Raw genomic sequence first — 21,021 nt, forward strand, 5'->3', positions numbered from 1 at the left:
CATGGATAACGGTACCGAAGGAGATAAAGACAAGTTTCCTTCGCCCGATGAGCTTTGGGAAATGACTTATCCGGCTCCGATCAACATCATACAAACCGAAAAGGCAGCCTGGCGCGAACGTTTGTTTGCTGTTCCATTCGAAGACAGGAGTGGCACATGGCAACCACGCTATTATCAGGAAAACGCCATTACAAAAGTTATTGAAGCCATTGCCGATGGCAAAGACCGAATTTTGCTAACCTTAGCCACGGGAACAGGTAAAACAGCCATTGCGTTTCAAATAGCCTGGAAACTGTTTCATGCCAAATGGAATTTAAGAAGAGATGGCAAACGAAGTCCACGTATTTTGTTTTTAGCCGACCGCAATATTTTAGCCGACCAGGCTTTCAACGCATTTAATGCATTCGATAAGTTTAGCGAAGAAACAAGGGTAAGAATTGCTCCCGATGAAATCCGTAAAAAGGGAAAGGTACCTACAAACGGAAGTATCTTCTTTACCATCTTCCAAACCTTTATGACCAATGCGAGACAGGAAGAAGAAATTGAGGATTTAAACCTGGCAGCTGAGCCGATGGTAAAATACGAGAGCAAGGAATTTAACTTTGGTCAATACCCTAAAGACTTTTTCGATTTTATTATCATCGATGAGTGTCACCGTGGTGGTGCAAACGACGAAAGTTCGTGGCGTGCCATTCTGGAGCATTTCTCTCCTGCTGTTCAGCTGGGCTTAACAGCAACACCTAAGCGCGATGTAAACAAGGACACCTACGAGTATTTTGGCAAGCCGGTTTACACCTACTCCCTTAAAGAAGGTATTAACGATGGTTTCTTATCGCCTTTCCGCCTGAAAGAGATACAAACCAATTACGATGAATACACCGTTACTGCCGACGATAAAATTATTGAAGGTATAGCCGAAGTGGGCGACACATTTACGTACAGAGACTATGGCCGGAAAATCATTATCGAACAGGTGGAACGATACCGGGTGAAACGCGTGATGGATATGATGAACCAAAACCAGAAAACACTGGTGTTTTGCGCCACACAACAACATGCAGCTTATATCCGCGACATTGTCAATCAAACCGCAACAAGCGATAATCCAAACTACTGCCACCGGGTTACGGCCGATGACGGTAGCATGGGTGAACAACACTTACGCGATTTTCAGAACAACGAAAAAAGCATTCCCACGGTATTGACCACTTCGCAGAAATTAAGTACCGGGGTTGATGCACCTGAGATTAGAAACATCGTGCTGCTGCGCCCGGTTGAATCGATGGTTGAATTCAAGCAAATTGTTGGACGGGGTACACGCTTATTCGATGGCAAGGATTATTTCACCATCTACGATTTTGTCAATGCACACCATCATTTTAACGATCCCGATTGGGATGGCGAACCAGCCGACCCTGAACCACCAACAGGTGGTGGCGGTGAAAGCGTTTGTCGATTCTGTGGCCAACGTCCCTGTATTTGTGAACAGACCCCACCAGAGCCTTGCCCGGTATGTGGCAACAATCCTTGTGTATGCGAAAGAGAACCGAATCAGTTGGTTCGAGTAAAACTTTCAGACAACAAAGAGCGTGAGATTAATGCAATGGTAAAAACCAGTTTCTACAGTCCTTCGGGCAAACCAATTTCTGCTGAAGAATTTATGCAGCAACTGTTTGGCGATCTACCTTCTCTATTTAGCAACGAAGAAGAACTTCGAAAAATCTGGAGCCGACCCAGTACCCGCAGGAAGTTATTGGAAGAGCTCAACGAAAAAGGATATACCAACGATCAGCTACAAGATTTGAGCAGGCTGGTACACGGCGAGGATTGCGACTTATACGATGTTCTCAACTATGTAGCTTTTCATAAAAATTTAGTTCCTCGCTTAGAGAGAGCAGAGAGAGCAAAAATACATTTGGATTCGTACGATAGAAATCAGCAGGACTTTCTCGATTTTGTATTGGCTCAATATGTCCGTGAGGGAGTTTCGGAACTGGATGACGCAAAACTTCCAGACATCTTAGAATTGAAATACCATGCCATTGCAGATGCTAAAGCCAAACTGGGTGAAATAAAAACGATTCGAAAAACCTTTATCAGCTTTCAGGAGTATCTGTATCAGTCAAAAGAGAGTATCGCATAGTCGAAATGCTTTGTGTCCACCTATCCGAAGTTTGACCAAAGCAGAAACCCCGCCTGCCCCCAAACCAGTTAGAGACGTACAAAAAACGAGACGGTCTCGAAAGACCGTCTCGTTTTATATTCACCTGACTGAACAGGGGCTTGTTACACGGCTTCTTCCTGTTTCAGAAACGGATAATCGGTGTAGCCTTTTTCGGCACCACCATAAAAGGTATCGCGGTCGTATGGATTTAAGGGAGCTCCAAGGGCCACCCGCGCGGGCAAATCAGGATTGGAAATGAAATGACGCCCAAAGGCCACGGCATCGGCCCAACCGTTTTCAACATAGTCAATCGCGGTTGCGGTGTCAAAACCATCAGCAGCAATCAGTGTCCCCTGGTAACCTTTCCAAAGCGCCTTTTCCTTCTCAAACACCGAAGCATCGTCAATTTCAGTCGGACGAGCCCGCACATAATGGATGTAAGCCAGCTTCAGCGATTCCAGCTTTTTCAGCAGGTATTCGTACACCGGATAGGCGTCGGGATCGTACACATCGCCGGCAAAGGTAAACGGCGACAAACGAATGCCCACTTTTCCGGCGCCCCAAACATCGATCAGCTGTTCCAGAACCTCCAGGACCAGCCGTGCGCGGTTTTCTACCGAACCACCATATGCATCGGTACGCTGGTTGGTTGTTGCATGCAAAAATTGGTTCAGCAAATAACCATTGGCCGAGTGCAGTTCTACGCCGTCAAAGCCAGCCGCCTTCGCATTTTCAGCCGCTTTCCGGTAATCGCCAATAATTGCCCTGATCTCTTCCGCCTCCAATGCTCGTGGCGTTTCGTAAGGAACTTGCTCCCAAGTGGCAGTCAAAGTTTTTCCTGTTAATGGAATAGCCGATGGTGCAACCGGCAACCCTTCTTCAGGATGAAACGAAGAGTGGGAAATGCGGCCCACATGCCACAGCTGTATAAAAATTCGCCCATCTTCCTGATGAACCGCCTCGGTGACTTGCTTCCATCCAGCCACTTGCTTTTCGGTGTAAATGCCCGGCGTAGACGGATATCCCTGCGCCTGTGGCGAAATTTGAGAGGCCTCGGTCACAATTAAACCCGCCGAAGCCCGCTGGCGGTAATACGCTACATTTAAAGCTGTTGGTGCCAGGTCGGCATCGGCACGCATCCGGGTGAGCGGTGCCATTACGAAGCGATTTTTCAACTTGTAATCTCCTAGTTTGAATTCTTCAAGTAATTTATTTTTCATTGTTTTCATTGTTTTAAGACCGATCGGTCTGTTCCTGTATAAAAAATTTTATTGACTTATTTCTTCTATTTCGCTTTGAATGAGTTTCGTTATTTGCTCCAACTGGGTGTTGCTGTTCTCAACACGGCTGATTAACACCGCTCCTTCGAGCATGGTGTAGAATTTCAGCGCCAACAGTTCGGGATCTGCACTGGACTTGATCTCACCCAAGTCAACGGCATCGGCAATCATCTGCTTCAGCATTTCCTGCATCCCCCGTATGGTTTGCCTGACCCGCTCCCGAATGACGGGATTGGTATCGTCGGCCTCGGCCCCAAAATTAATGACCGGACAGCCTCCGTTTTCGTCGCGAAACTTGCTTTGCAGAGAAAAGTCGAGGTAGGCCAGCAAACGGGCTTTACCTGCCGGGTAAGCACCCAGATACGCTTTCAACTCCGCCGCATAGCGCTGGGTCAAAAAGTTGAAAGATTCCAGGCATATTTCTTCCTTGTTGTCGAAATTACCATACAAGCAACCTTTGGCCAGTTGTGTGGCATCCATGATATCGCTGAGCGAAGTTCCGGCCATCCCCTTTCGATTGATAATCGGTGCCGCTTTCTCAATAATAAATTGCCTGGTTATTTCTCCCTTTCTCATGATAAGATTACAAAACAGACCGATCGGTCCATTTGTTCACCGGAAGATGAAATTCAAGAAAAAAAAAGAGGCTGAACTCAATTGAGCCAGCCTCCTGTTGGTTGATTATCCTATCAAACCAAAATGTGTCATCAATACTTTCAGCAGGATCAGGGCAGCAATGAAGCCAACCATGCCGATGCCCAGCCAAATAAAATCTTTGTTTTTCTTTTGAGGTGTTTTATCAATCGTTTCCATTTTTTCGCTATTTAATTTTTCAACTTCATTTGTTTTGATCCGGACCGAAGCCGGATTTTTTAGGAGGCCTGTGGTTGATTAACTGGAACAGGCCGAAGGGGTGTATCTGCAAAATGAAGGCTAACAGAGCAAGGCATGTCCGCGGATAAACACCGGAACAGGGGCCTGATGATCGATTAAACAGAAGGTTAAACGAATGGGTTCTCTAAAACTGAAGTCGCGTGGGACAAGCTTGGTGGCGGGTAAGGTTTGAAAATGCAAGCGCTCTTCTTTGGTCACACTTTCGAAGCTGGCAGCTTCCTTCATCAAAAGGTAGAGCGGTGGCAGGTCGGGTTTGTGAATGACTCCCGAATCGTGGGCAACAACATGCGTTTCAACGATTGCTGTTGCACCACCGGCTTGCTTTTCCACGGCAGTAAACACCAGCAGCCAAGCCACCAATCCTATGAGAACAAATCGTAAAAGCTGATTCATTGTTGCCAAATTACTTCGGCAAAGATAGTGATGCTTTCCGTCCGTTGTACAGTCAATGACACTTTTCCAGCAGACGAAGTTCTTTTCCGTACAAAAATTAAAAAGGGACTGCAATCCTGTGACTGCAATCCCTTTTTGGCTACTTCTCCACGCCAGCTTTTTCTAGGATCATTTCCAAGGGGCAAAACTTGGTCAATGACGACTGGAACAGGTTTAGGCCTACAAAGGCAGCCAGAAATAGCCAGTTTAGATTAACCAGCACGGCTAACAATACGCTGAGCAGGACCATAAATCCTGCAACAGCGCGCACAACTCTTTCTCTCATCGCTTTCAATTTTAATTAAACAAACTTCTCAACGCCAACGATATAGGCATTCATCGGACTCATTCCTTCGACCGTGTTATTGAATTCATTGATTCGCTCCAGCAGCTTATCGGCCTTATCGTCGGCCAAAAACATAAAGGAAACCATATAGTTATAAGGGTTTTTGCTGGCAGCAAACCAGTTGGAAAAATCGGTCGTTCCATCGGCCTGCTCCATAAAACCTTCGACGTCCATTTCGCTGTAAGCATTGATTTTAATCGCCTTAAAAATCTTCTCCAACTCCGGATGATAAGCTTTTACACATTGGATAATTACAAATTTCATCATCATTTCTACTTTTTAAAGATTAGTTCGTTTCGTCCTCAGTTCCCTGAACTTCAGGAGTATCTACCACAGGCTCTTCGGCTGGGTAATTCTTCTTTTCGGTCATGTAGTAAATTAGCGGAACGATGACCAAGGTCAGAAAGGTTGATGCGATTGATCCGCCCATCAGCGAAATAGCCAGCCCTTGGAAAATCGGGTCAAATAAAATGACTACGGCGCCAATGACAACGGTTCCTGCGGTCAGCAAAATTGGGGTGGTCCGCACGGCTCCGGCTTCAATCACCGCTTCTTTCAGCGGTGCGCCATCCGCCAACCGGAGATTGATGAAGTCAATCAGCAGAATGGCGTTTCGGACCATAATTCCGGCCAGGGCAATCATTCCAATCATTGATGTGGCGGTAAAAAAGGCGCCCATCAACCAGTGGCCGATCAGGATTCCAACCAAGGACAGCGGAATGGAAATCATCATCACAAACGGAACTTTGAAGTTCTGGAACCAACCAATAATCAGCAAATAGATGACCAGCAAAACAACGGCAAAGGCGGTTCCCAAATCGCGGAACACTTCGTAAGTGATCTGCCACTCGCCATCCCACTTCAAACTGTAATCATCTTGCGTGAACGGTTGCTGCGTAAACTCTTCGGTCAAGGTGTATCCTTCGGGCAAGTCAATTTGTCCCAGGTTGTCCGACATATCCAGAATGCCATAAACCGGGCTTTCCAGTTTCCCGGCAATATCAGCCGTGACATAGACCACCCGTTTTTGATTTTTCCGATAGATGCTTTTGTCCTGCAAACCTTCGGTAATTTCGACCACATCGCCCAGGGCCACCACTTGTCCGGTCTGGCTCAGGATATTCACTTTTTTCAGATCGTTGATTCCGGAGCGTTCGTCCTCCATAAACCGCAAGACCACTCCAACTTGCTCGTACTCATTTTCCTGGTATAGCTGTGCAACCTCATGTCCACCCAATGCCATTTGCAAACTATGCACCACCTGCTGGGTTGACAATCCATGCAAGGCTGCTTTTTCTTTCATCACATTGAATTTGTATTCGGTCTGGTCATCTTCCATGTGCCAGTCAATATCCACTACGTCGGCGGTTTGAGCAAACAAATCTTTCACCTGGCGGGCCACTTCCATCTGGCCTTCGTAATCGGGTCCGTACACTTCGGCCACCAAAGTTGACATGACCGGTGGGCCCGGTGGAACTTCAACCACTTTGACATTGGCCTGGTATTTTTCGCCCAAGCGTTGCAGTTCGGGGCGCATCAGTTTGGCAATATCGTGGCTTTGCAATTTGCGGTCGCCTTTGTCGGTCAGGTTCACTTGGATATCGGCTACGTTCGATCCGCTGCGCAAGTCGTAATGGCGAACCAGCCCGTTAAAATTCATAGGCGAAGCCGTGCCCACATACGTTTGGTAGTCTACCACGTTTTCCTGCTGAGCGATGTAAGCAGCCAATTCTTTGGCAACAACAGCCGTACGCTCCAGGGTTGTCCCTTCGGGCATGTCGATAATCACCTGAAATTCATTTTTGTTGTCAAACGGGAGCATCTTCACAGCCACCGCCTTAAAATAAACCAAGGTGGTTGAGGCCAGCAACAGCACGGTCACCCCAATGATGAAAGTCCACCGTTTCCATGGCGACTCCAGCATGGGTTTCATGGTTTTGGCATAAAGCTTATAAATGATCGAATCTTCGAGTCGGAATGCTTTTTTATTGTGGTCCTCGTTTTCATCGGTGCGAAGCAAACGATACGCCAGATAAGGCGTAATGGTCAAGGCTACCAGCAGGGAAAAAATCATGGCGATGGATGCGCCAATGGGCATCGGGCTCATGTACGGCCCCATCAACCCAGATACAAACACCATGGGCAGCACGGCGGCAATTACCGTAAAGGTTGCCAAAATGGTTGGATTGCCCACTTCATCGATGGAACGAATGGCTGCCTGAATGAATGGCAGTTTCTTCATTTTAAAGTGCCGGTGCATATTTTCGGCAATAATGATGGAGTCGTCCACCACAATACCGGTCACAAACACCAAGGCAAACAGCGTAATCCGGTTCAGGGTGTAATCCAGAAAATAGTAGCTGAACATGGTTAACGCAAAGGTGATCGGTACCGACAGAAAAACGACCAAACCTCCGCGCCAGCCCATGGCCAGCATCACCACAAAAGTAACAGCAACGATGGCCCCCAGCAGGTGCATCAACAGTTCGGCTACTTTATGCGATGCGGTTTCGCCATAATTCCGGGTCACATCCACATGCACATCAGCCGGAATTAAGCTGCTTTCCAGAATCTCAATCTTTTCGAGAATGGCATCCGAAACTTTCATCGCATCGGCTCCACGGCGCTTGGCAATTGAAATGGTGACCGCCGGATATTCACCCCGGTATTCATCTTTTTGCTCATGAATATCGCCAAAACCAAAATTCACATACTGAATGGGTTCCTGCGGGCCATCAAGCACGTCGGCCACCTGCTTTAAATAAACCGGGCTGCCATTGTGAATGCCGACTACCAGGTTGGCTACATCATCCGAATTTTGAAGAAAAGCCCCGGCTTCTACCAGGTATTCCGTATCATTACTGTTGAATGCCCCGGCATTGAACTGCTCGTTAGCCAATTGAATTTTCTGGGCAATGCTAAGCGCGTCAACCTGGAATCCAGCCATCTGCTCGTTGTTCAACACCACCCGAATCTGGCGCGAGCGCCCGCCAATAACCTTGGTTTCAGAAACATCCGTTACTTGTTCAATTTCGTTGTTGACTTCCTGTGCAATCCGCTTCAGCTCGTAGTCGTCGTAGTTTTCGCTCCAGAACGTGAGCCCAAGCACCGGAACATCATCGATCGACCGGGTTTTCACCAGTGGCAAGCTGGTTCCTTTCGGCATCTGATCCATGTGTTTCATAATTTCGTTGTACATCTTCACCAACGAACGCTCAATATCTTCGCCTACGTAAAACTGGACAATGAGCATAGCTTGTCCGGGCATGGAGGTCGAATAGACATATTCCACTCCCGGAATGTTAGACACCACTTTTTCAAGGGGTTGTATCACGCGCGACTCAATCTCTTGGGGACTGGCCCCGGGATAGCGAAAGAAAATATCGGCAATGGGAACATCAATTTGTGGTTCCTCTTCCCTCGGAGTCAAATAAGAGCTGTAGATTCCGATCGCCAAAAAGGCAATCATCAACAGCGGTGTTAGTTTCGAATTGATAAATTGTTTGGCGATACCGCCTGCAAATCCTGTCTTCATGTTTCTTTCTTATTTGTTTTCCACTAAAGCACCATCAAACAATTTTCCGTTTGAAGCTTGAATATAGGTTTCGCCATCGGCCAGGCCCGAAATAATTTCGATGGAATCGCCGTAGGTTTTCCCGGATTTCACCCATCGCAGCATGGCCTGTCCGCTTTGTCCCACGGCATACAAGCCAACCAACTGCCCTTTGGTAATCAGGGCCGATTTTGGAACCAAAATCAGCGACTGCGTGCCCTGCTCGTAAAAAACGGTGGCATACATGCCACTATACAACCGGGCCTTTTGTTCCGGTTGCTCTGCCAAAATGACTTTGGCCTCGAACTGGTTCCCCGTGTTGACTGAAGATGGATTAATTTCAGCGATCACACCCTCAAGCTGCAGGTTGTTCAGCGCGTCGAACTGCACCTTGACCGGATCGTTTAAGTTCAGACGGGAAATATCGGCCTCAGGAATGCGGGCAATTACCTTCCACTGCGCCGAACTTTCGATGCTCAACAGCGGCATTCCCGGATTGGCCATATCGCCTTCCTGCACAAACTTTCCGGTAACAATGCCATTGTATGGCGCACGAATAGAGGTATACCGCATGGATTCGTCAATCTCCTTCTCCATTTGGTTGACAGCTTCCAACCGGGCTTTGGCCATTTGATACTGCGCACGGATGTCGTCCATTTCCTTGTCGGATGCGCTATTCGAAGCAAACAGTGCTTCATATCGTTTCAGGTCTTTTTCTACACTTTCGAAAGCGGTCGTCGCTTCCACTTTGTTGGCTTCAACCTGTGCTTTTTTGGCGAGAATATCCTGGTTGCGAATTTCAAGCAACAGGTCTCCCTGATTCACTTTTTGTCCGGGTTTCACATAAATCCGGCTCACCTGCCCCATCATGCGGGTACTTAAATTGGCTATTTTTTCTGCTTCGAGTTTACCTGAAAAACTGTAAACCATGGGATAATCTTTTAACTCGGCTACGGCAAGCTGAGCCTGAACTTTGGCTTCCGAAACCACTTCTTTGGGTTCTTTATTGCCGCAAGCGGAAATTAATATTCCGACTGCAAGGGCTACTAACAGAGGTGCTTTTTTCATCTTATTCGTTTTCATTCTGGTCATGGCTTTTATTCGTTCATATCTTTTTCCAGCAGTAATTCCATTTCGAAAACTGCTTGTTTATAATTATAAATTGATTGGATATACTCCAGCTTTTTACTCGATGCCAAGGCTTCGGCCATCAATAAGTCCGTTGTTTTTTCAAGGCCTTGTTCAAAGCGGTTGGTCCGAATCCTCAGCGATTCTTCGGCCTGTTCTTTCGACAATTTGCTCGACTGAATTTGCTGAAACCTTAATTCCAGCTTTCGCTTGGCATTATTGAGTTGCATTTCACTTTGCGACAGGTAATCCTGGTACTGGTATTCGGCTTCGTCGAGCTGTGCGCTGGCCTGCTGAATACTCCCGAGGTTTTTGTATCCGTTGAACAAATCCCAGGTGAGGCTGGCTCCCACCAGGTAGTTGCTGGCCGACATGCCTAAAATTTCGCGGTCGTTCCATTCGTAAGCGCCAAAGGCGTTCAGGCGAGGAACGAATTTCATTTTTTCGGAGCGAAGCATTTGCTCGCCGGCTGCTATTTGTTTCTGTATGGCTTTGAGGTCAGATCGTTGTTCCAGTTCCGCAGCGTCAACATTCCAGGAAAACAGGGAAGGCGCGCGGGTCATGGAATCGGTCAGCACGATGTTGGTTCCCAAATCCATGCCCAGTAAATGAGCCAGGTATTCGGTCGCTGCTTGTTTCTGGTCTTCCGCTTCGCTCAGCTGATTGAGGCGCTCCTCATAACGAACCGAGGCCTCCAACACATCTGCATGTTTTACAAACCCCTGTGCTTCATTGTCTTTGGTTAACTTCAACGCCTCTTCGGCAACTCTAACCGATTGTTGCAATACTTTAACTGCTGATTGGGCAAGCTCCACCTGAAAGTAAGCCCGTTTCACTTCGTAACGCACTTGCTGGCGAGCCCGGCTGCTTTTCAGCGCCATGGCTTCGTACTGGTTTTTAGCTGCCTTCCTGGCGTACAAGCCATCGATATTCAGAATTGGCTGCTGCAACTCAATTTTGGTGTTGTAGTTTTCAATGGCGTCAGGATCGTTCAGCGTAGCCGGATTAAAATCGGCCTGGGTAACCACTTCCTGCTTCAGTTTGAAACCGAAAGTCGACAGCGGATCATTTGTTTTCACGCCGGTGTGGCTCACCGACAGGCCAGGCAAGAAAACGGAGTTGGTCATCCGGTAGGCTCCTTGCGCAGCCTTTTCGCGAGCCGTTGCGCTCCTTGCCGACAGATTATTGTCTTTTGCCAGTTCCAGCGCTTCATTCAAACTAAGCGACTTTGTTTGTGCCACCGTTATTAGTGGTAAGCCAAGGCTTAGTAATAAAATATACAGGTGTAATCTTCGTTTCATACTTTTTCGTCTTTTTTTTTCGTTTTCTGTTGGGACAAAAATAATGTTTTATATTTATATATTTATAAATATAGATGTATAAATTATTTGACATCGACTAACACTTCGTATTTACGACAAAAACAAGCCGAAAGTTTTTGAGAATAAAAGACGCAAGTGTCTTATTTTCAACACGAAATACACCGATCAAGAAGAAGGAAAAAGCAAAGGAATAAATGTTAACTAATTATTACCTCGGACGCCTACGGAAAGAAAATCAGTCACGAATGATGAAATGCAGCCGGAAAAACCTCGATAAATTTAGCAAGTTTCGATGCCTTTTTAATGGGCTTGTAGGTTTTTGAAGGATTAGAAAAACGATGAGAAAAGTAGCTCCAAAACTGTTTCATTTTCATCAGTACCTGTCCATCATCTTGAAAGGCACTTCTGTAAGCCTCAAAAATACACTGATGAAACTCGCGCATCAGGTTTAGCTCTTCGCATTCGTCAAAGGCCTGCCCTTTGATCCTATGAATCAGCAAGGGATCGCTTAGCAGCCCTCGTCCTATCATCCATGCATTTTGCCCCGGAACAAGGTGTTTGATTTCATCTAAATCCCGGGCAGACTGGATATCGCCGTTGTACACCATCGGTTTTGCAAGGGTGGAAGAAAGTTCGGCAAACAACCGCCGGTTGGCAACTCCTTTATACAATTGTTTGGCTGTGCGCGGGTGAAAGATCCATTGCTCAAACGGATATTTCCGCAGCAGTTGGACTCGTTCCCGGATTGTTTGCTCATCAACCAAACCCGATCGGAACTTCACCGAGACTTGAAAATCAAACGCAGAGAACAAGGTGTCGAGCACTTGCGTCAGCTGTTCCGAATTTTCCAGCAAGCCCGTTCCCCGCCCACGTTTGGTGGCCATTGGATAGGGGCATCCGAGGTTCAAATTGATTTTAGAATAACCCATTTGCTTCACGTCACCCGCCAGTTTTCGGAGCTCACCGGCATTCGAACACAATACTTGCGGCACCACCGGCACCCCTGCGTTATTCTCCGGCAACAGATCGCGAAGCTGACTGTTTCTGATCTTTTGTCCGGGGCCAAGAGCGATGTAGGGAATGTAATACTCATCAACAATTCCAAAAAACTCGTGGTGACATCGTCGATAAACAAAGTCGGTGAACCCTTGCAGTGGAGCCAAATAAAACCGGTGGTCTGATAACATCGTCTGGTTAATAACTATTTTTTTCACAAAGGTAGCAAGCCCGTATGATTAACCTTGGAAATCCTTATTTTTGTACCGAATTTACACAAGATTGGCATGTTACAGCAAGCATTACAAAATGATACCATCCTCAAACAGCTCAATCAGACTGTTGAACCCGAGTCATCCGGTATCATCAATTTGTCGCCTGCAGAAGTTCAACGCCAATCCTTACGCCAGCTCGACAGCATCGACCAACAGATGCAAACGCCACCAAAACCAGCACCAGTAGTTAGTCGCAGCCAGCAGGCACCAGCTGCGCTTCCTGGCTATATCAAGCCAATTGATGCCCGCCAGGTGGAATCATTCACTGAGAAAGACGCCAAGCCTGGCATTGGCCTGCCAGAAAAGACAATCTCGCGTGACAAGCCCGATTGGTTTATCGGCATTTTCATCCTGGTACTGATTTTACTGGCTACCGTTCGCTTATTTTTCAATAAATACCTGAACCAGCTTTTCCATGCAATTGTCAATTCGGCGACTTCGAGCCGGCTGTTTCGCGATCGGTCGGTAAGTATTACCCACGCCTCTTTCCGGCTGGATTTAATTTTCTACTTTACCTTCAGCATCTTCATTTTCCAGTTTTCTGGCGAATTTAGCCGTTCGATATTCAAAGCGGGTTTCCTCACCTATCTCATCATTTTGGGGATGGTCGTCAGCTACTACATCTTAAAAAGATTGGCCTATTCGTTTACAGGAATCGTTGCCGAAAGCACTTCAGAAACCACTGAGTTTCTATACAATATGCATCTTCACAATCGGGTTTTAGGATTATTTTTAATTCCTGTGACCTTAGTCATCGCATTTACAAGCTTGCCAAATCCGCGTCTGGTCTTCTATAGCGGGCTTTTTATTTGTGGTGGCTTCTATTTGTTATTGTTAATTCGTGGTGCTAAAATATTATTGAAAAAACATTTTTCGATATTTTATTTGATTTTGTACCTTTGTACCCTTGAAATTTTACCGTTGATTTTTATCTACAATATGGTATTGGTTAAAAACGGGATTAAATAATTTAAAAGTTCTACAACTTGAAAATCAAGAAAATATTAGTTTCGCAGCCAAAACCTGAATCGGCAAAATCACCTTATTTTGACTTGGCTGAAAAGACGAACGTACAGGTCGATTTCAGGCCATTCATTCAGGTAGAAGGTGTTTCCGGGAAAGAATTCAGACAAACAAGAATCCAGATTCTTGATCATACGGCCGTGGTTTTTACAAGCCGCACCGCCATTGATCATTTTTTCAGGATCTGTCAGGAAACCCGGGTCACCGTTCCCGACACGATGAAATACTTGTGCATTTCGGAAGCCACCGCTTACTATTTGCAGAAGTACATTGTCTACAGAAAAAGGAAGATCTTCTTTGGAGCCGGCCGTTTTGAAGACCTGGTAGAAGTGATGAAGAAACACAAAAGCGAGAAGTTTTTAGTTCCCTTGTCGCACATTCACAAACAGGAAATTCCTCAACTACTTGATAAAGCAGGATTTAACTACACAAAAGCAATTCTTTACAAAACAATTAGCAGTGACCTATCTGATTTGAAGGACGTGAACTACGACATTCTCGTTTTCTTCAGCCCATCGGGGATTAAATCGCTGGTTCAGAACTTTCCGGGCTTTGAACAAAACAGCACCAAAATTGCTTCGTTTGGACCAACCACAGCCAAAGCAGTGATTGATGCCGGCCTCCGACTGGATATTCAGGCACCAACTGCCCAGGCACCTTCCATGACGATGGCTTTGGAGCAATACATTAAAAAGCACAACAAATCGAGCTAAAAGATTATTCCAACTGATATTCGACGAGAAAGGGGAAGTTTATTCCCCTTTTTTTATTGTATTTTCGCCAACAGCATGCACACCTTCAAGCTTACCAAAAAAGAGCGACTCAGCAGTACCAAAATGATTGGAAAACTGTTTGAGCACGGCACTTCATTATACAGCTTTCCTTTGAAAGTTGTTTATTTGCAGACTTCCCTTCACAGTCCCTGCCCGGCCGAGGTCAGCTTTTCGGTTTCGAAACGAAATTTCAAACTGGCGGTAACGCGCAATCTGCTGAAACGGCGCATGCGCGAAGCCTACCGACTGAACAAACCTGCTTTTTACGCGTCCATTCCCGAAGGCCGGCAATTGGCAGTTATGTTTATTTACACCTGTAAAGAGAAGAAAGATTACCAATCGATTGAAAAAGGCATGCAAAAAGCTCTGAAGAAACTGGTGGAATTGATCGACTAAAAAAGGGATTGCCACCGACAACCCCTTTTCCAAAATCTATTATTTGATACACTAATCTTCGTCCATAATTTCGGTCTGCATCCGCACCGAATCTTCGTGAATCAGCTGAAACAAAATCTGCACAAAAGTCCTGTTGAGATTAAGCTTTTCGCCTGTTGCAATCCGATTGTTCATCAGTTCAGTCCACCGACTAATCTGCAGAGCAGTGACGTTATTCTCCTTCTTATACCGACCTATTTCACGGGCAATCTCCATCCGCGACGAAAGCACTTCCATCAGTTCGGTGTCCAAGGTGTCAATGCGATTACGCAAAAGTTCCAGTTGGTTTTCAAACTGCTTGTTTGTTGAAGTGGCTTGGCGGATAATCAATTTATCCAGAATCTTTGCCAAATCGGCCGGTGTGACCTGTTGCTCGGCATCGCTCATTGCACACGACGGATCACGATGCGATTCGATCATCAGCCCGTCCATGCCCAAATCGAAGGCTTTTTGCGACACTTCAAACAGTAACTCGCGCTTGCCGGCAATGTGGCTCGGATCGCAAATCACAGGTAGGTTGGGCAGCAGCCGCCGCAGCTCAATAAATGTTTTCCAGTTGGGATAGTTGCGGTACTTCGAATCGCCAAACGAAGTAAAGCCGCGATGAATTCCGACCAGGTTTTTGATGCCGGCCTGGTTCAGCCGTTCCAGCGCGCCCATCCACAGCTGAACATCGGGATTAACCGGGTTCTTCACCATGATCACTGCATCGGTTCCTTTCACAACATCGGCAATTTCCTGCACCACAAACGGGCTTGCTGTTGACCGCGCACCAATCCACAGTACATCCAGTCCGGCGTTCAGCGCTTCTTCGGTGTGTTGTGCATTGGCCACTTCGGTTCCTACCGGCAGGCCCGTTTCCTTTTTCACCTGTTGAAGCCACTTCAATCCAACCGACCCCACTCCTTCAAAACTACCGGGACGTGTCCGGGGCTTCCAAACGCCCCCCCGAAAAACGAAAACCCGTTTGTCTTTGGCCAGCTGTTGAGCCGTATCCAATGTTTGTTCTTCAGACTCCAGGCTGCATGGACCCGAAATCAACAGCGGGTTATCCAGCTGTGGCAACCAATCTTTCATTGGTCTGATGTCTAATTCTATTCCCATCTTATTTTGTGTAAAATTTAACAATCTTCTCTTCGTTTTTTATAAGCGATGGATTTTCTCCACCAAGTATAGACCGAATATTATTCGCTTTGTTCATCAGTTCATACATTCTTTTTTCGTCGTGTTGAATGCTCTCCTTAAAATCAACCAGGTGTTTAATATAGACTTCCAGCGATTCCACCACGTAACCTTTGTTTTGCTGAAAAATTGGCCCCCACATCGAAGGTGCACTTTTGGCCAACCGAACGGTGGAGCGAAAACCACCGCTGGCCAGATCAAAAATAATGGAGCGGTCTTCCTTGTCCTGCACCGCGTTGGCAAGCGCATAGGCGGCAGCATGCGGCAAGTGCGAAATAAATGCGGTGCTATGGTCCTGCTCATCCGCCGACATGTAGGCAATATCCATTCCCATCGACTGAAACATTTTCTCGATCAGTGCCAAGTGCTGGGGCCCGCTTTTCTCATGATCGCAAATAATCGCAATCTTGTTGGTGAAAAGTCCCTCCAAAGCCGCTTCGGGGCCAGAGTTTTCGGTTCCCGACATGGGGTGCGCCGGAACGTAGTTTCTTCGCTTAGGGTGATTCTCCACGCCGTCACAGAGTTCCTTTTTGGTGGAGCCCATATCGGTGACGGTTGTGCGGTCCGACACCAGGTCGAGCACCTGTGGCAAAAGCGATTTAATTTTATCCACCGGAATGGCCATAATCACCAGATCCGCTTTTTCTACGGCGGCATCAAGTGGCAAAACCTGATCAACCAAACCAAGCTTTTCCGCTTTCTCGCCATGCGCGCGGTTCGAATCCACTCCCGTCACAGCGGTGGCGAAACCGCTCTTCCGCAGATCTTTGGCCATTGATCCGCCAATTAACCCCAAGCCTATTACAGTTACATTCATCGTTTTTAAGTATAAAAAAAAGGTCCCGATTTTTCGGGACCTTTCACGTAATATATCTTTTCAATTTTAACAATACACTACTGCTCGACCCCATTTTGTGAACCGAAATAATAATACCAGTAATAAAATGTATTGCTAAAAATAAGCTTCATTTTCTTCGAATTTGACAGCAAATATAGGTATTTCTTTTAAAATCAAAACCTGCACTTGCGCGATTATTTAAAAACACGCAATAAAAACAACACTAATAGACTAACAGACAAAACATTGGATCATTTTTTTTAGCACCTTATTTTTATTGAGCCATTTATTGTTTCACAAACTTATGCGTGATCAGTTGTCCGTTTTCAAAGCCAAACGAAATCAAATACAAACCTGGAGGAAGTGATTCAACATCCACTGTGTGCCGAAGTTGATTTGATCCGAGCACAAGCACCTCCCTGCTAAGCTGCTGTCCATGACCATTATATACAGCTACGGCAATTGGTCCCGGCTTGGATTTGAAGCTTCCCTGAACAAACAAATGATCACGAACCGGATTTGGGAAAACCAGGATTTCGCCGGGCGAATATTCCATATTATCAAACGCTGTGGGCGGATCCTGGATTTTTAAATCATCAATTGCCCAGCCCCAGCCGTGGGCATATGGATCAGAAAACAAGCGAAATCGGATAAAAATCGTGTCGCCCTCTTGAAAATTTCCATTCTCAACCAGGCTCAACTCCCGGCTGACGTAATAGCTTGCTTTGCCAGGTTCGGTAGAATTATTTCCCTGAATCCCCCGCTCATAGATTGTTTTCCAGCTTGTTTTGGCTCTGGAGTCGTAGCCATCGATCAATGGCAGCCACCCATCTGTGCCGGTTTTCGAACCTTCTACAATGACGTAATCCCAAAAGTCCTCATCGCCAAACTGGCTGCCGGGTTCTCCGGGCTCCACCAACACCACTTCGCGAAACGACATCATCGCCCGGTCGTCAATGACAATGGGATATTTTAGCATGGAGGTGAAATCGTAGGTCACATCATCCTCATCGGGGCTGGGATATGGGTGTGGACTATGCAAAGCCCCATCGTCAAAAAAATCTTCAAGCCCAATGGTAAAATCGGATAAAATAAAGTCCCGGGCCTCCGAATCAAAATCGGTCGTATAGGTTTTTACAGCGTCATACAAACCATCGATGAAAATGGTATAATAGTCATCTTCGGGCAAAATGGTTTGGTTGGCATTCGAAGAGCTATCAACAGCAATAATCCGGTATCGAACAGAATCGCCATCGACCAAGCCTTGCAGCTCCAAAATTGCCTGATAAATACCTTCACCCTGATCTTCCAAAATCAACGCCTGCGACGGTCCGTCATTCACCAGGAATTCCATTCCGACTCCCAAAATGCCGATATTGTCAGTCGCTTCCACCACAATCTCGGCAGACAGGTCAGTTTCGAGCATAACTTTCACAGGATGATGCGAAACCAGCGGTGGAATCAAGTCTGCTCCAATTGTAAACGCAAAATACTCGTCCGGAACTGCTCCAGGCAGGAAGAAGGTCCGGTCGGTCGCATCAAGCACACGGAGATAATATTCATAAGTGCCTTCCGTCAGTCCATCCAGCAAAGCCACAAACAGGCCCCGCTCCGGATCATGAATCAGCGACAGTGTATCCGAACTCACAAAACCATCGTCGGAATAAATCAGCATGACCGATGCACTGTCAATTTCAGAATCTGTTTGTATTTCTGCCTCAATCACTATTGGAATCGCAAGTTCCCTATCGCCCACCGGATCATGAAGAATGCTGGTGAACACCCAACCCATATCGGCAAACATGGCCAGGGTCAGCGGACCAGGGTCATGCACTGCCTCGGCCCGGTCAAAGAACGGAGTCATCAGCGAATTGGTGTCGCCAACATCGTAAGTGGATTCGTGCAAGTGATAGATACTGGAGCCCTCATCAAAAGTATTGGGAGCATATAAGCGGGGATAATTATCGCTGATCGCTTTGGCTGATTCACTTCGAAAATAGAGGTTATTGGACTTGAATTGTTGTAAAAGAGAAGCTGATGGATTTGAAAATATAGCGGTATCAACTAGTTGGCTTCCCGATCCGGTGATCACATACTCGTCAAATACGCCAGGGTACGGCAAAATATCGCCATAAGTTCCCAGTCCACCCTGCTCATAAAAAAAACCGGTAAATCCGAGCCCATGGGCTATTTCGTGCAAAACAACCGAAACAAAATCATATTTCCCCACAGGGGTTTGGCCATCCACTCCAAAATACCAGTTATCATTATCACTGTTGAACTGCGCGATCATGTCCGGATACGAAGCATCTGTAATTTCTTCGCCTTGAAGCTTTTCAACCAAAGCCACCGGATAGTAACGATCCTTCAAGGGTGCTGCCTCGAAATTCTCAAAAAAAGATGTTGGCCCGCAACTTCCCAGCACACCTTCTTCCAATGCTGTCCAGCGGGCTGTCATGTAAATGGGAATTGGCGATGCGATTAGATGTTCCCATATTTCCACGGCATATTGAAAAGCGACTTTTGGAGCCGCTTCAAAACCAATATAAGTCACCATGATGGATGACTTTTTCTGCTGCGTGGATTTCAGTCGTTTCAGAAATTCATCCGGTGCATCGATAAAACTTTGATGATTCTGATCCGATCCATAACAGATCGCTGCTGGAAACGTCACCCCCTCTTTCCGCCACTTCTGCTGTGCAAAAGCTGAAAAAGCCAGCACAGTCACCAACGCTGCCAGTAATATCCGCTTCATGATTTAATCTTCAATTTTCGAATTCAAAATTAACAGAAATCTTGTCTTATTTTTGTTAATTTGTACATCTCGTTTATTGTCTTAACAAACCAAGCATGAAAAGTTCGCATAAGCTCCTCATTTTATTCTGCTTATTCATTTTAGTAAGTGCAGCGAAAGCTCAAAAACACGCCTTCGATGAGGCTTACCGTCCGCAGTTTCATTTTACCCCGGCCGAAAACTGGATGAATGATCCCAATGGGTTGATTTTTTTCGAGGGTGAATACCACCTGTTTTATCAGCACAATCCATTTGGCACCGAATGGGGTTTTATGCACTGGGGACATGCGGTCAGCACCGACCTGGTTCATTGGGAACATTTGCCCATCGCCATTTACCCCGATAATGATTCACAAGACAAGGATTTTGCTACGGCCTATTCAGGCTCTGCCATCATTGATGAAAACAACTTGCTGGGCCTTCAAGAAGGGGACACCAAAACCATGTTGGCTTTTTACACCAGCAAGGACAATGGCCAGCGAATTGCCTACAGCACCGACAAAGGCAGAAGCTGGACCAAGTTTGCAGGCAATCCGGTTATTCCGTTTGATGAACAGGACGATGCCCGCGATCCGAAAGTCTTTTGGCACCCCGAAAGCCAAAAGTATGTTTTGGTATTGTGGCGAATGCCCGAGGGTGAAAAGAGCAAGCAAGGCTTTTCCATCTATACATCTGAAAACTTAACCGACTGGTATTTCGAAAGCCACCTGGCTGGCTTTTATGAATGTCCTGATTTGGTGGAACTGCAAGTGAACCGCAGGTCGGACGATACCCGCTGGGTCGTTTTTGATGGGGATGGATCCTATATTATCGGAAACTTTGACGGCAAACAATTCAGCCCGGAAACACCAAAAACACAAGGCGACTTTGGCAAGAATTTCTATGCCACGCAAACTTTCAACCATATTCCTGATGAAGACGGGCGGGTCATTCAGCTGGCCTGGATGCGTGGTGGCGAATATCCGGGCATGCCCTTCAACGGACAAATGACATTCCCCGCCGAACTGTCGCTAAAAACGTACCTCGAAGGCATCCGGCTGATTCGCACACCGGTAAAAGAAATTGAGCTGCTCCACGAGAAAGGCCAAAGCTGGGAAGAAGAAAACCTGATTCCGGGATTGGATAAAAACCTGACCAAAAAGGTGAAAGGCGACTGTCTGCACATCCAAGGTATTTTTGATTTGAAAACCGTCAACAGCTTTGGCTTTATGGTTCGGAACTCAAAAAAAGCCGCCGGAATTGAAATCCGCTACGATGCCACCAAACAAATTTTGTCCTGCCTTGGCCAAGGCGTTGTTCTCGCCCCCGAAGATGGGAAAATCCAACTCGAAATTCTGCTTGACCGCACATCCATCGAAATTTATGGAAACGGAGGCAAAGCAGTACTAAGCTCCTGTTTTACGGCTGAACCAGACGCCAAAGAACTTGTTTTATACAATACCGGAGGGGAGCTGCTGGTGAAAACGCTGAACATTTACCCCCTCAAATCGATGTACAACAATGATTAACAGCTGAAGACAATAAATACGACAGGGGGATGCAAATTCATGCGTTCCCCTTTTTTATTCCTATTGAATCCGCTAACT

Annotated in this window: 18 protein-coding genes; 5 read left to right on the forward strand and 13 right to left on the reverse strand. The window is 46.4% G+C overall.

What is annotated here, in order from left to right; all coding sequences use genetic code 11:
- A partial coding sequence (gene hsdR, locus NC99_RS11380) for an EcoAI/FtnUII family type I restriction enzme subunit R (protein ID WP_053183743.1) occupies positions 1-2,143 on the forward strand: 2,143 nt, incomplete at its 5' end.
- A gap of 143 nt (positions 2,144-2,286) precedes the next feature.
- On the opposite strand, the gene NC99_RS11385 is transcribed toward hsdR, so the two are convergent.
- The 10 genes from NC99_RS11385 to NC99_RS11425 form a co-directional block, all read right to left on the reverse strand.
- Positions 2,287-3,384: an alkene reductase gene (locus tag NC99_RS11385; RefSeq protein WP_053183784.1), complete on the reverse strand. Its 1,098-nt coding sequence runs from the start codon at positions 3,382-3,384 to the stop codon at positions 2,287-2,289.
- Positions 3,385-3,432: 48 nt separating this feature from the next.
- Positions 3,433-4,020, reverse strand: a complete 588-nt coding sequence (locus tag NC99_RS11390) for a TetR/AcrR family transcriptional regulator (protein WP_053183745.1) — start codon at positions 4,018-4,020, stop codon at positions 3,433-3,435.
- Positions 4,021-4,125: 105 nt separating this feature from the next.
- Positions 4,126-4,257, reverse strand: coding sequence for a hypothetical protein (locus NC99_RS22565; protein WP_262509310.1), 132 nt, complete (start codon positions 4,255-4,257; stop codon positions 4,126-4,128).
- A 120-nt stretch (positions 4,258-4,377) separates the two neighbouring features.
- Positions 4,378-4,731: a hypothetical protein gene (locus NC99_RS11395; protein ID WP_053183747.1), complete on the reverse strand. Its 354-nt coding sequence runs from the start codon at positions 4,729-4,731 to the stop codon at positions 4,378-4,380.
- 139 nt (positions 4,732-4,870) lie between these two features.
- Positions 4,871-5,056 (reverse strand): YgaP family membrane protein, encoded by a 186-nt coding sequence (locus tag NC99_RS11400; protein WP_053183750.1) that lies wholly within the window; start codon positions 5,054-5,056, stop codon positions 4,871-4,873.
- Positions 5,057-5,071: 15 nt separating this feature from the next.
- The gene (locus NC99_RS11405; RefSeq protein WP_053183753.1) at positions 5,072-5,386 is read right to left on the reverse strand and encodes a hypothetical protein; all 315 of its coding nucleotides are present in this window, start codon (positions 5,384-5,386) and stop codon (positions 5,072-5,074) included.
- A gap of 16 nt (positions 5,387-5,402) precedes the next feature.
- A complete protein-coding gene (locus NC99_RS11410) occupies positions 5,403-8,651 on the reverse strand; it encodes an efflux RND transporter permease subunit (protein WP_053183755.1) in 3,249 nt (1,082 codons plus the stop codon).
- 9 nt (positions 8,652-8,660) lie between these two features.
- Entirely contained in the window at positions 8,661-9,737 is a 1,077-nt protein-coding gene (locus NC99_RS11415; RefSeq protein ID WP_053183786.1) for an efflux RND transporter periplasmic adaptor subunit, read from the reverse strand.
- 29 nt (positions 9,738-9,766) lie between these two features.
- Complete coding sequence (locus NC99_RS11420) at positions 9,767-11,098, reverse strand: TolC family protein (RefSeq protein WP_082326448.1); 1,332 nt, start codon at positions 11,096-11,098, stop codon at positions 9,767-9,769.
- Between the two features lie 260 nt (positions 11,099-11,358).
- On the reverse strand, positions 11,359-12,306 hold the full coding sequence (locus NC99_RS11425) for a tRNA dihydrouridine synthase (RefSeq protein WP_053183759.1): 948 nt from the start codon (positions 12,304-12,306) through the stop codon (positions 11,359-11,361).
- A 96-nt stretch (positions 12,307-12,402) separates the two neighbouring features.
- On the opposite strand from NC99_RS11425, the gene NC99_RS11430 reads away from it, so the two are divergent.
- From NC99_RS11430 to rnpA, 3 genes are all read left to right on the forward strand, one after another.
- Positions 12,403-13,359: a DUF4271 domain-containing protein gene (locus NC99_RS11430; RefSeq protein WP_157624811.1), complete on the forward strand. Its 957-nt coding sequence runs from the start codon at positions 12,403-12,405 to the stop codon at positions 13,357-13,359.
- A gap of 17 nt (positions 13,360-13,376) precedes the next feature.
- Positions 13,377-14,126, forward strand: coding sequence for a uroporphyrinogen-III synthase (locus tag NC99_RS11435; protein ID WP_053183763.1), 750 nt, complete (start codon positions 13,377-13,379; stop codon positions 14,124-14,126).
- A gap of 75 nt (positions 14,127-14,201) precedes the next feature.
- Positions 14,202-14,582 (forward strand): ribonuclease P protein component, encoded by a 381-nt coding sequence (gene rnpA, locus NC99_RS11440; protein WP_053183766.1) that lies wholly within the window; start codon positions 14,202-14,204, stop codon positions 14,580-14,582.
- 51 nt (positions 14,583-14,633) lie between these two features.
- Here rnpA and NC99_RS11445 read toward each other — a convergent pair whose 3' ends face one another.
- The 3 genes from NC99_RS11445 to NC99_RS11455 all read right to left on the reverse strand — a co-directional run bounded on the left by NC99_RS11445 (position 14,634) and on the right by NC99_RS11455 (position 19,396).
- Positions 14,634-15,725, reverse strand: coding sequence for a chorismate mutase (locus NC99_RS11445; protein WP_053183768.1), 1,092 nt, complete (start codon positions 15,723-15,725; stop codon positions 14,634-14,636).
- 1 nt (position 15,726) lies between these two features.
- Positions 15,727-16,620: a prephenate dehydrogenase gene (locus NC99_RS11450; protein ID WP_053183770.1), complete on the reverse strand. Its 894-nt coding sequence runs from the start codon at positions 16,618-16,620 to the stop codon at positions 15,727-15,729.
- 307 nt (positions 16,621-16,927) lie between these two features.
- Positions 16,928-19,396: a T9SS type A sorting domain-containing protein gene (locus NC99_RS11455; RefSeq protein ID WP_053183772.1), complete on the reverse strand. Its 2,469-nt coding sequence runs from the start codon at positions 19,394-19,396 to the stop codon at positions 16,928-16,930.
- Positions 19,397-19,491: 95 nt separating this feature from the next.
- Here NC99_RS11455 and NC99_RS11460 point away from each other — a divergent pair, with 95 nt between their 5' ends.
- Positions 19,492-20,943: a glycoside hydrolase family 32 protein gene (locus NC99_RS11460; RefSeq protein WP_053183774.1), complete on the forward strand. Its 1,452-nt coding sequence runs from the start codon at positions 19,492-19,494 to the stop codon at positions 20,941-20,943.
- Positions 20,944-21,021 lie beyond the last annotated feature (78 nt).

Origin of the sequence: Sunxiuqinia dokdonensis (genome assembly GCF_001270965.1) — a bacterium.
GTDB lineage: Bacteria > Bacteroidota > Bacteroidia > Bacteroidales > Prolixibacteraceae > Sunxiuqinia > Sunxiuqinia dokdonensis.

Coding starts and splice junctions, on each gene's coding strand:
- NC99_RS11425 (WP_053183759.1), bottom strand. CDS start 12,306: ATGTTATCAGACCACCGGTTTTATTTGGCTCCACTGCAAGGGTTCACC.
- NC99_RS11415 (WP_053183786.1), bottom strand. CDS start 9,737: ATGAAAAAAGCACCTCTGTTAGTAGCCCTTGCAGTCGGAATATTAATT.
- NC99_RS11460 (WP_053183774.1), top strand. CDS start 19,492: ATGAAAAGTTCGCATAAGCTCCTCATTTTATTCTGCTTATTCATTTTA.
- NC99_RS11390 (WP_053183745.1), bottom strand. CDS start 4,020: ATGAGAAAGGGAGAAATAACCAGGCAATTTATTATTGAGAAAGCGGCA.
- NC99_RS22565 (WP_262509310.1), bottom strand. CDS start 4,257: ATGGAAACGATTGATAAAACACCTCAAAAGAAAAACAAAGATTTTATT.
- NC99_RS11450 (WP_053183770.1), bottom strand. CDS start 16,620: ATGAATGTAACTGTAATAGGCTTGGGGTTAATTGGCGGATCAATGGCC.
- NC99_RS11420 (WP_082326448.1), bottom strand. CDS start 11,098: ATGAAACGAAGATTACACCTGTATATTTTATTACTAAGCCTTGGCTTA.
- NC99_RS11405 (WP_053183753.1), bottom strand. CDS start 5,386: ATGATGATGAAATTTGTAATTATCCAATGTGTAAAAGCTTATCATCCG.
- NC99_RS11400 (WP_053183750.1), bottom strand. CDS start 5,056: ATGAGAGAAAGAGTTGTGCGCGCTGTTGCAGGATTTATGGTCCTGCTC.
- NC99_RS11395 (WP_053183747.1), bottom strand. CDS start 4,731: ATGAATCAGCTTTTACGATTTGTTCTCATAGGATTGGTGGCTTGGCTG.
- NC99_RS11430 (WP_157624811.1), top strand. CDS start 12,403: ATGTTACAGCAAGCATTACAAAATGATACCATCCTCAAACAGCTCAAT.
- NC99_RS11445 (WP_053183768.1), bottom strand. CDS start 15,725: ATGGGAATAGAATTAGACATCAGACCAATGAAAGATTGGTTGCCACAG.
- rnpA (WP_053183766.1), top strand. CDS start 14,202: ATGCACACCTTCAAGCTTACCAAAAAAGAGCGACTCAGCAGTACCAAA.
- NC99_RS11455 (WP_053183772.1), bottom strand. CDS start 19,396: ATGAAGCGGATATTACTGGCAGCGTTGGTGACTGTGCTGGCTTTTTCA.
- NC99_RS11385 (WP_053183784.1), bottom strand. CDS start 3,384: ATGAAAAATAAATTACTTGAAGAATTCAAACTAGGAGATTACAAGTTG.
- NC99_RS11410 (WP_053183755.1), bottom strand. CDS start 8,651: ATGAAGACAGGATTTGCAGGCGGTATCGCCAAACAATTTATCAATTCG.